At 57.0% G+C, this 11,215-nt stretch carries 5 protein-coding genes and 1 pseudogene; 2 read left to right on the forward strand and 4 right to left on the reverse strand.

Annotated features, from left to right (window positions below; translation table 11 throughout):
- Positions 1-34 precede the first annotated feature (34 nt).
- Positions 35-529 (reverse strand): annotated as a pseudogene (locus ACVIW0_RS23360) (DUF4347 domain-containing protein); the annotation flags it as partial.
- A gap of 106 nt (positions 530-635) precedes the next feature.
- A complete protein-coding gene (locus ACVIW0_RS23365; RefSeq protein ID WP_461354474.1) occupies positions 636-1,037 on the reverse strand; it encodes a hypothetical protein in 402 nt (133 codons plus the stop codon).
- Positions 1,038-1,524: 487 nt separating this feature from the next.
- Between ACVIW0_RS23365 and ACVIW0_RS23370 the strand changes: the two genes are divergently transcribed.
- Together ACVIW0_RS23370 and ACVIW0_RS23375 are read left to right on the forward strand one after the other, a co-directional pair.
- Positions 1,525-7,176, forward strand: a complete 5,652-nt coding sequence (locus tag ACVIW0_RS23370) for a glycosyltransferase family 25 protein (RefSeq protein ID WP_461357404.1) — start codon at positions 1,525-1,527, stop codon at positions 7,174-7,176.
- A 73-nt stretch (positions 7,177-7,249) separates the two neighbouring features.
- Positions 7,250-7,807: a hypothetical protein gene (locus ACVIW0_RS23375; protein ID WP_461354475.1), complete on the forward strand. Its 558-nt coding sequence runs from the start codon at positions 7,250-7,252 to the stop codon at positions 7,805-7,807.
- Between the two features lie 196 nt (positions 7,808-8,003).
- Here ACVIW0_RS23375 and ACVIW0_RS23380 read toward each other — a convergent pair whose 3' ends face one another.
- Both ACVIW0_RS23380 and ACVIW0_RS23385 read right to left on the reverse strand, forming a co-directional pair.
- A complete protein-coding gene (locus tag ACVIW0_RS23380; RefSeq protein ID WP_461354476.1) occupies positions 8,004-9,374 on the reverse strand; it encodes an HlyD family type I secretion periplasmic adaptor subunit in 1,371 nt (456 codons plus the stop codon).
- 10 nt (positions 9,375-9,384) lie between these two features.
- Positions 9,385-11,067, reverse strand: a complete 1,683-nt coding sequence (locus ACVIW0_RS23385) for a type I secretion system permease/ATPase (RefSeq protein ID WP_461354477.1) — start codon at positions 11,065-11,067, stop codon at positions 9,385-9,387.
- Positions 11,068-11,215 lie beyond the last annotated feature (148 nt).

The following is an 11,215-nucleotide window of genomic DNA, read 5'->3' on the forward strand; positions in this document are numbered from 1 at the left end:
TGAGAGTCAAAACTGCGGCGAGCAAGCCAAGATAAGATTGCGCGCCAAGCACAGTCATCGGCGCATCCACCGAGCGGTCGTTGCTCCTCGAATCGAGCATCCAACAACCACCGAGCGTCTCAGCTCCGATAGAGTTGCTGGCGCCATGAACGACAGCGCCGGTTGCATTTGCGAGAGCCTCTAGAAAACGCTCACCGTCGTCGGCGAGCGCTGTACGACAGCTCCACAGGCGCAAGTCACCGCCTTGCTTAAGTGCTCGCCCGATCGTTGCAAGTTCACCCTCATCGTCTGCCAACGTCGCCGACGACCATTCTCCCGAACTGAAGACGATCCGACCTGGTGCGCCATGCGCGACAACATGGATCGCATCCAATCGCTCAGCACCACTCAGCGCTTCTGCCACCTGCTTTGCTGCAGGCCTGTTGCAATCGAGCACAACCGCTCGAACCTCAGGCCGCAGATTCCCCAGCAGTGTATCCAGATCAGGGACGAACGGATCGACGAACAGAAATTCTGATTGGTGGGCCATGAAATTGGTCCTGTTTTGACTTACAACAAATTGACGTCAGGCCAAGCGCGGCGTGCCGCCTCGACCTAAAAATCAAAAATGCAGACGCCCACTAACGCAGCAGGAATCACCCGCTGGTCGGTTCGCTTGGTGGCGCAAGGTTCAGAGAACTGCGCACGGAAAGGAACGGGCATGCCGTAAACTCTCCGTTCGCATCGAAGGTGCCGATGTCGTAAGCGCTCGCATAGCGTCCGACCTTCAGCCGCATCTCGACCGCTTTGAAAAGCTCGGACGCGTCTGGAAGAATGACTTGGGAGACGATCGTCTTCGAAGATCGATCGATGACGAAATATGTGACGTTTTGGGAAGTTGGGCCGTGCGGCAATGACCCGGTCACGGTGATCTCATTGGAGATCCCGGCAGAAAGAAGCCCTGCATATTTGGCGACGCCCGCCGCCGCCAAGGGAGGTGCAATGGACGAAAAGCTATGGGAAATCGACGACTTACCGGCTCTACCTGACTCAACCATACTACGCCACCCAATTCACAACCAAGATCGACGCCCGAAATCCCTTCATCCGGAAGTCGATGCTCCAACCGATTAAATACGCTGCTTCAACCTTCGGTGGTTGTCTGCTTGGTCCACTCTAAGCCATCAACAACCAGCTGACGGTCACATTCCAAGATTGAACGTTTTTCCAAATACACTCGTCTGAAGCGCAGACGGCCGCAAAAATTAATAATGCCTTTACCATAAGCAGATCGACAAAAAGAGCAAGCAGATTCAAAATTGAAAGCGAGTTAGGACAAATTATTTCGGTTCCCGGTTCCATCCCCAGCGCTCCAACTCGCTTCGAGCGACGCAACTTGCTGAATTTGCTACTCGAACATTTTCAGCTACGCTGATCGTTCCGGAGCATGGCGCGTCGAACCCGTTTGAGTTTGATCTTTTTCTAATTGCTTGCACCAACCTAAAAAGTTTGGCGGTGACAGAAGATAAGCGCCTTTGCTTGAACATGATCGTCAAGAACGAGATGACAAATCTCGAGCGCTGCTTGTCGGCAGTCGCCGATCACATATCGTGCTGGGTCATTTGCGATACCGGCTCGTCCGACGGCACTCAGGACTTCATCAGAACATTCTTCGCCCGGCGCAACCTTCCGGGTGAACTCCACACGATTCCGTTCGATGATTTCGGCCAGGCCCGGAACGACGCGCTCGATCGCGCTTGCGCCTCTAAGCTTGATTTCGACTATGTCCTGTTCAACGACGCCGACATGGAGCTAATCGTCGACGACGTCGAATTTCGCAAGCTGCTCAAGGCTCCGGGCTACCGCCTCTTGCAGCAAGCATCGGGCGGATTGAGCTACTGGAATACGCGACTGGTGAGGCGCGATAGCGGCTCGAAGTATGTTGGAGTTACACACGAATATATTGCCGTCCCAGGAGACGTCGCGGAATTGCGCGGCGCCCGGTATATCGATCACGCCAGCGGCGCAAACCGCGGAGACAAATCGGAACGGGATATCCGTTTGCTCAAGGCTGCGCTGGAAAGCGAGCCCGACAACGCCAGGTACTGGTTTTATCTTGCGTGGTCCTATCGCGACGCCGGCCGCTATGCCGAAGCCGCGGCAGCCTTTGCCAAGCGTGCGCGCATGGGAGGGTGGGACGAAGAGGCATGGATGGCACGACTGCAGCTTGCGCGTTGTCTGCGAGATATGGGCGATGAGGACGCGTTCGCCAGCGAGGCCCTTGAGGCATTCAAGCAGCGGCCGACACGCGCTGAGCCCCTTTACGATTTAGCGCGATACTATCGAGAACACGGCAAACATGAGACGAGCCTCCAATTTTCCGAACTTGGACTTTCAATACCAATTCCCGAGAACGACATCCTTTTCATCGAAACCGATGTCTATCAGAGCGGCCTGCGTGAGGAATTCTCGATCGCTGCAAATTACAGTCAGGACGCCGCCCGCTGGGACCGTGGGTACTCAATCTGCAATGGATTGGCGCTCAACCGAACAATTCCGGACGACCCACGCGAGCTCGCGCGGTCCAATTTGTTCTTTTACCTGCAATCAGCACGGCAACTATTTCAATCGTTCTCAGCACGCCCGGTGCACCACGATGTGCCTCAAGGTTATCGGCCAACCAACCCTTCCGTCTCGCGTCATGGAAATGACCTCTATCTCGTCCAGCGCGCAGTGAATTTTTATCTTCTCGAAGACGGCACCTATAAGACCGACAACGGCGATCCCATTCGGACTCGCAACTTTCTGCTACGGCTCGATCCGGATCTCGGCGTGCAAACGTCGGCCGAAATCCTGCCTCCCGCCGACTTCCCAATAGCCCAATTTAAAGAGGTGCAAGGACTCGAGGATATCCGTTTGTTCAGTTGGAATGGCTCGCTGTGGGGCAGTTCATGCGTCCGCGAGTTGAATGCTGACGGCTGGTGCGAACAGTTAATCGCCCGGATTGAACAGCGAAGCAATTCGGAAGCCCGGCTCACCCAGTGGCGCGTGCTTCGTCCGGAGGGTCCCCGGCTCCACGAAAAGAACTGGATGCCACAAGCCAACGGCGCAAGCCTGCATTTCGTCTACTCATGTGGACCGACCAGGATCGTAAACGACAGGGGGGAACTTGTCTCACAGCGTGATGCTAGCTTTGCCGTCGAACAGTTTCGAGGCGGAACGCCACTCATCGAATTCGACCAAGGATGGCTCGCACTCGTCCACGAAGTTCAGTGGCAGAACGATCGAAGGTTCTATCAGCATCGCTTTGTATGGTTCGATCGCGACAATAATCTGAGCCGGCTCAGTCGCCCGTTCTATTTCAAGGAGAAGGGGGTCGAGTTCGCTGCGGGTCTGGCCTGGCATCAAGACGGACGACGCCTGCTCATTTCTTACGGTGTCGCCGATAGCGAATCCTGGATCGCATCGATTGATGCGACCGAAGTTCGTGCGGCACTTGAGGATAGCTCGGCATCGTCAACTGAGGCTTCTGCTGCGTCGCCCCCTTCGCGGCCCGATAACGAGCGCAGAAGCATAAAGCCCGAGGTCAAGGAGTCAGGATTGTCGAAACCAAACGGAAAGTCGATCGGCTTATGCATGATCGTCAAGAATGAAGCGGCCGTCATCGTCCGTTGCCTCGACAGCGTTCGTCCCATGATCGACTATGTGCTGATTGAAGACACAGGATCAACTGACGGCACGCAGGCTGTCATAAGGGAATGGCTCGACAAAAACGGGCTACCGGGCGAAGTCATCGACGAACCCTGGCGGAATTTCGCATATAACCGATCGCACGCGATGGCCTGCCTGCGCCGCAGACCGGACGTCGACTACGCGTTCATCATTGACGCCGATGACGCGCTCACCATCGAGCCAGGTTTCGATGTTGCTGGGTTCAAGTCTGGCATGTCCGCCGACCTCTATGATGTGGCGATCAACCACAACGGCATCCGCCACTATCGACCACACATTTGCAGCAACAAAAAGGAATTCTATTTCCGGGGCGTGCTCCACGAGTTCGTCGAAATGCCGGCCGACGCTCAAGGTCGGGAGACGGCCTCCGGCTTTGCGATCCAGATCGGTGGCGGGGGGGCGCGCAGCCAAGATCCAACGAAGTATCGCAAGGATGCTGCGCTCCTGGAGGGCGCCTTGCAGAGCGAGACGGATACGTTCCTCCGCTCCCGTTATACGTTCTATCTTGCTCAGAGCTACCGAGACTGCAATGAACCCGAGAAAGCACTCACCTACTACTTGGCTCGTGCCGAAATGGGCTTCTGGCAGGAAGAGGTTTTCATTTCCCTTTACAGCGCGGCAAGGCTGAAGGAGGCTCTCAGCCACCCAGAAGACGAGGTCATTGCGGCGTATCAGCGGGCCGCCGAAGCTCAACCGCTAAGAGCCGAAGCGTTACACGGCGCCAGCCGCTATTGCCGCCTAAAGGGCCGTAACAAGCAGGGCGCCGACATTGCTCGTCGTGGCATCAATTTGCCGATGCCTGTTGGAGCATTATTCGCCGAGGAATGGATTTATGAATTCGGGCTTCTCGACGAGTTCGCGGTCAATGCCTATTGGTCTGGCGACTATGAAGGCTGTGTCGACGCCTGCCTGCGCATCCTTCAAATTCCATCAATCGATGAAGGTCTGAAGAGGCGCGTCGAGGACAACCTACGTTTTGCAAAAGACCGAATCTCCGAAATGGTCGAGCTTTCGGCTTCGCCCCCGCAGCCCGGCGCTGCAGGTCTTCTTCCCAAAGTACTAATAGCAATACTCGCCAAGAGCAAAGCAGGCCATCTGCCTCTGTATTTGGAATGCATCGAGGCGCTCGATTATCCGCCGGATAGGATTGCGATTCACATCCGCACCAACAATAACCAAGATGACACTGCCAGCATTCTTCACGCCTGGCTCGACCGTGTTGGACCGCGGTACTCGCATGTAGAATTGGACAGCAGCGACGTCACCGAACGGGTCGAGGATTTTGCCGACCACGAGTGGAATGCTACTCGCTTCTCTGTGCTGGGACGGATCCGTCAGCACAGCATGAATCGGACTTTGGCTCTGGAATGCGACTACTATTTCGTGGTCGACGTCGACAACTATCTGCGTCCGCCGACCCTGCGACAACTTGCGGATCTGAATCGTCCGATCGTAGCGCCGCTGCTCAAATGCATTGATCGAGACAGGCCACTATACTCGAACTATCACCAAAAGATCGACGCAAACGGATATTTTCTGCCGAGCGACGAATACAACAATATCCTGAGCCGTTCCTCTCCAGGGCTCTACGAAGTTCCCGTCGTTCATTGCACATATCTGGTTCGCGCAGACGTTATACCACAACTGACCTACGATGATGCCTCCGGCCGGTACGAATACGTCGTGTTTTCCGATAGCGCGCGTCGAGCGGGAATTTCACAAGTGCTCGACACTCGGCAAGTATACGGATGGTTGACCTTCGCATCCGACGGCGAGGCAATCCGACCGCTTATTGCCGGAGAACTTGCAGCAAGACCCACACGGGAAACATCGGGAATGAACACCGTTCCGGCCAGCACGCCAAAACGGATGATACGATTGAAGGAGTATCCTGCGAACGTATCCCTGTCTCACACACCTTCAGAGGAGTATGTTCAAAGTCGGAAGCAGTCCCTCGTTCGGAAGCCATATCTTCTGGAGACTGACGCCCTCGGCTTCATTCGTGGCACAAGTTCGCCAGCTACAGCGGCTCAAACTGTGATCGTTCTCGGCGACAGCGTGGTCGAAGGAATGTACCTCGATCCCGATGACCGGCTTTGCGCAAAGCTGGAAACCATTCTGCGTAGCGAGAGTGCTGTAGATGTCGTCGTGAGAAACGGTGGCTACAGCGGAGCGACCACTCTCCATATGCTGAATCTGTTTCTCAACAAGATCATACCGCTCAAGCCCGACGTTGTGATTCTGATGACCGGAATTGTGGATGTTGATGTCGCGAATCTTGAAGCGAGCTTTTGGAGCCGCGATTGTTGGCTCGAGCCCATCGTCGACCTCAACGCAACCAACTCGTGGCGTGACCAAAATTTGCTTATCGCTCCGAGCGTCGTGGATCGTCGTCGGCTACTCGATCTCTTTTCTCTGGCCGCGCGATCGTTTGGCATCGAGCTTTGGTTCGCGACCATTCCCCATCTGCGGGGCGAAGGCATCGACCCCGCCGCAACCCGAAGTCGTGCATTGGTCAACGAGACCACTCGCGCGGCCGCGCGTGCTGAAGAACACGTCTTGTGCGATCTGGAAGCGCACTTCGCCTGCCGCACTGACATTTTTCAGGACGCCTTTCACCTAAATCCAGTCGGCGCCGAGGCTGCGGCTCGCTCGATCATATCAAATGGCTTAGGTACATTCCTGCTTGCGAAGGGGACAAATACGCCGCCTCGAGCAACGCATGCGTGTAAGCCATCAACGAACAATATCCACGTTATCAATTTGGACCAAAGCACGGCTCGCTGGGATAAGTTCAAGTCTCGCAATGCCCGGCTCGGCAACTTTGAACGAGTTTCAGCGATCGACGGCAGCAAGCTGGATCGCTCACAACTCGAACGGGAGGGGCTCATTGCCCCGCGACTTGAATACAGCGCGGGAGCCTTGGGTTGCGCACTCTCTCACATCCACCTTTGGCGAAAGGCCGCGTCTCAGGACCAGCCTTTGACGATTTTCGAGGACGACGCGCTTAGTCATCCTGCATTCGATGAGCACCGATTGGCGGTGCTGGCCCAGTTGCCTGACGATTGGGATATTGTCTTGTGGGGTTTCATTTACGATCCGCTCTTTCTCTGGATCGATCTTGGGTTTTCCGCTTCGGAGCTTCGGTTTTACAATCGAGTCGAACCATTCGCCTGGAGTGATACTTCGGCCGGACGACCAATTTATCGCCCCCACCGGCTCAGACACGCCTATGGAACACAAGGTTACTCGATTAGTCCACGCGGTGCGAGGCAACTGCTGGGTCGCGTTCTGCCGCTCAAGAAGCAACTGGTACCGTTTCCTGGAACATCGATCGTCGATCAGGATCAAGGGATCGATGGGGCTATGAATTCAGCGTATCCCGCAATGCAAAGCTACGTGTGCATCCCTCCTCTGGTGGTTCAGCGCGACGATGGTGTCAGCGATCGGCTGAGCACCGAATAGTTTCGGATACCACCGATATGGCGCAATCGCGTAATGGCCTGGATAGAGCGAGCCCAATTTCGATCGAGAGAAAGTGGATAACTTGAGACTGCAAAACGTTCCCTTGTTGGAAGTTCAAGCGCGGTGGGCTTATAGCGAGCTGACAGACTCTCCGGCGGCCCGACACTATTCCGATCTGCAGCATCTCGTCACAAAGCGGTCGAGCGGGACGGCATTTGAGCAGTTGTCCGAGGCCGAACAATATGAGCTTGCCTTTGGCACCGCTTGCGCTCGGCCCGTCCTGCTCGCATTTCTGACCGGAGTGCTCTCATTCGACGTTGTTGAAATTGGCCGGGCCAGATTGGGCTCGATGTTCGTACCGCCTAATGTCTGGTATCCGGAGAGCGAGGGACGCTTCGTTTCGTTCGAGGAATACATGGCAACGACCAGCGTCAATCCGAACGATCCTCGAAGTGTACTTCTTAAGGGAACAAACTATGAGTTTCCCTCAGATCCGATCACGTTTGGTCGCTCGTTCAGCTTTCCGATATTGATCGATGGTTTTCACCGCGCCGCCCGCTTTTGGAAGTACGGTCCATCCGACGGAACGTTGCTTGCTTACTTGCCGTCGGGTCTGACGATAGGAGACTAAATTGGGCTGGTCGGTGCGGCCTCGCTGCTCGACGCTGCACTCCCGCCAATTGGGTTCGTTCTTCCTGCGTTTAGTGATCGGCTTCGTCGGTAATCTTCCGTTAAGCCTTACCGCCTGATTCTATCCGTCATGCATGCGAAGATTTCACCTTTAGTTATGTGCGTTGCGAGCGCAACGCGCATCGGCCCCCGAGCGATTATCGCTGCCGGAATGACTGGTTGAACGACATCACGAGTGGCCCGATGATGTAATCAAACGCGGTTCGCTGGACCGTTGGGATCATCACGGTTGCCGGCATTCCGGGGTAAAGGTGAATGTTGGTCATGGCCGCCAGTTCGTCCTGGTCGATGCGAACGAAGGCCGTGTAATAGGGATTGTTTGTCTTCGGATCGGTCAATCGGTCCGCCGAGACCAGAATGACGTCGCCATGAATAATCGGAACGATTCGCTGTTTGTAGGCCGTTAGGTGAACCTCCGCGCGCGTGTTCGGGTGCACGTCGCTGATATCTTCGACCGCCACCTGCGCCTCGATTGTCAACGAATCCTCGTCCGGCACGATGTCCAAAATCTTGTCACCACGCTGGATGACGCCTCCCACCGAAAATACGTTGAGCCCGACCACGCGTCCGGTATAGGGCGCGCGGATCTCCATTCGGCCCAGCACGGCCTTGGCGTTCATCGCCTTCGGGATCACCTCGAGCAGCTTGGCTTGCGTGTCGCGCAAGTCCTTTGTGACGTCGGTCATCCGGTCATTGTCGAACTGGGCGATCTGCTGCTCCTGCTCTGCAATCGCCTGGCGCGCCTTGGCGATGCTGGCGTTCGCATCGGCGATCTGGCCTTCGAGACCGTACGCCGTCCGCTCCAACTGCAGGATGCGGGGACGGGCGATCAGCCCTCGCTCAACAAGCGGAGCGATATCCTTGGCCTCCTTGCGCACGGACTCGATCTGGTTGGTGAATGATTTCACCTGCGCTTCCGCGCCAACGATCTGGGATCCCAGTTGGTTGATCTTCTCGCGGACGACGCTTCGTTGCCCTTCCAGCGATGCCCGGCGGGTATCAAACTGACTGACCTGTCCGTTCCAGACGCTTTTGAAATAGGGATCGTCAGATCGCGCCTTCAACTCTGGCGGCATGACAAGCTGGGAGCCATGGTCAAGCTCTGTGAGCAGCCGGACTTCCGTTGCGCGTAGCACGGCATATTGCTGGGTCAGCACCTCATGTTCGGCGCGAGCCTGGGTCTCGTCGAGAACAATCAGCAGATCGCCGGCGAGCACCCTGTCGCCTTCCCTGACATGCAATTCCTTGACAATCCCGCCATCGAGGTGCTGGAGGCTCTTGCGGTTGCCATCGACCTTCACGACGGCGTTGGCAACCACGGCCCCGTTGAGCGGCGCGGTAACGGCCCAGGTGCCGAGACCGAAGAAAAAGATCGCGATGATCAGCCAACCCGCCAGCGCAATGTTGCGAATGGAATCGTTTGGCGCCCCATCCTTGTTGGCGAGTTCTCTATGGCGTGGAACCGCGCCCGGACGCATCGTCAGGTCGGCAAGATCAAGCAATGACATGAGGGGTCTCCTAGCTCGCCGCCCCTCGAACGGCCGGTACCGGCACGGGACGTGTCAGACGCGACAGGACTTCATGGCGTGCGCCAAACATCTCGACAACACCGTCACGCAACACCAGGAGTTTATCGGCCACCCCGATCGTTGCCGGTCGATGCGAAATGATGAGTACCGTCGTTCCACGTTTCTTCAGCGCCGTGATGCACTCTGCGAGTGCTGCGTCACCTTCCGAGTCGAGGTTCGAGCTCGGCTCGTCGAGCACGACCAGGCTCGGATTGCCGTAGACCGCGCGTGCGAGGCCGATGCGCTGCCGGTAGCCTCCGGATAGGATCGCGCCGCCCTCCCCGACCTGGGTGTCGTAGCCGTCGACGAGCCGCAGGATCATCTCGTGCACGTCGGCCATTCGCGCCGCCAGAATAATGTCCTTGTCGTCTCCATCCTTGAACCGGCAAATATTGGCTGCCACCGTATCGGCAAATAGCTCGATATCCTGAGGCAGATAGCCAAGATGCGCGCCGAGCGACGACCTGATCCAGCTTGAAACGTCCGCCCCGTCGAGGCGGACGGCACCTGCGGATGGCGCCTGAACGCCAACGATATGGCGCGCCAGCGTGGATTTGCCGGCACCCGAGGGGCCGATAATTCCCAGCACTTCGCCCGGTTCGATTTGGAAGGTGACCCCGCGCAGAATGGGCCTCGATGTTCCAGGCACAGCAAAGGACAGCGCTTCTACGGAAAGGCGGCCTTCAGGCCGTGGCAGCGTCAGTCCTGATTGGCGCGGCGGATTAGCTCCCAATAGCTCCTGCACCCTTAGGAATGCGCCGCGGGCCGAGACAAAACTGCGCCAGGATCCGACGATCTGTTCGACCGGCTGCAGGGCGCGGCCAAGCAGGATGCTGGCGGCAAACATGGCACCAGCGGTGGTCATCCGCTCGATCACCAGATAGGCGCCGAGACCGAGGATTAATGATTGCATCGACAGCCGCAGGAAGCGGATCAAACTCTGCATCGTGGCCACGCGTTCGCTTGCGGCGACCTGGCGATCGAGCATTCGGTCGCGGTCCCGGCCCCAGCGCTTCAGCAGGCCGGCGGTCATCCCCATTGCGCGCACCACTTCCGTGTTGCGCAGGCTCATCTCGGTGAAACTGTAATTTCGATTTGCCGCCTCGCTGAATTCGGACAACGGAGGCTTGACGATCCATTCGTTGAGAAGGGCCATCAGGATCAGGATAATCGTGCACCCCAGCGCAAAAGCGCCCAGGAATGGGTGCAGAGCGAAAATCACCGCAATATAGATCGGCGCCCAAGGCAGGTCGAAGATCGCGTGAATTCCGGCTCCGGTGATGAACTGGCGGAACGTATCGAAATCGCGCAGCAGCTGGCTCCGCGCACCGCCGATCTTTGTCGAATGGTCGATGATGGCGGTCATCACGCGCGGCGCGATCTTCCGATCGAGGCGGATGCTGGTGCGTGTCAGCACACGAGCGCGTACGGCATCGAGACCCGCGAGCGCCATGAACGCCAGCAATAGCGCCAGTGTCAGCATCAGCAGCGTGATCTCGCTGGCGCTCGAGATCACGCGGTCGTAGACCTGCATCATGTACAGCGGGCCAGCCAAATAGAGCAGGTTAATGGCCAGGCTGAATATGGCCGCGGTCACAAAATAACCCCGGCAGGCTTGCAGTGCCTGCCGCAATTCGTCCGCTCTTTTACGAAGGGTACTCACGCGGAAAATTGGCCGGAGCCATCCCTTAAAAATGATGCGCGGCCAACAGGCCGCAGCGAATAGGTCCAAGTAAACTAATCATGCAATCTATGCTGCTTAGCATGGCCGGCGGCCGCGC

Source organism: Bradyrhizobium sp. USDA 4454, assembly GCF_054822705.1.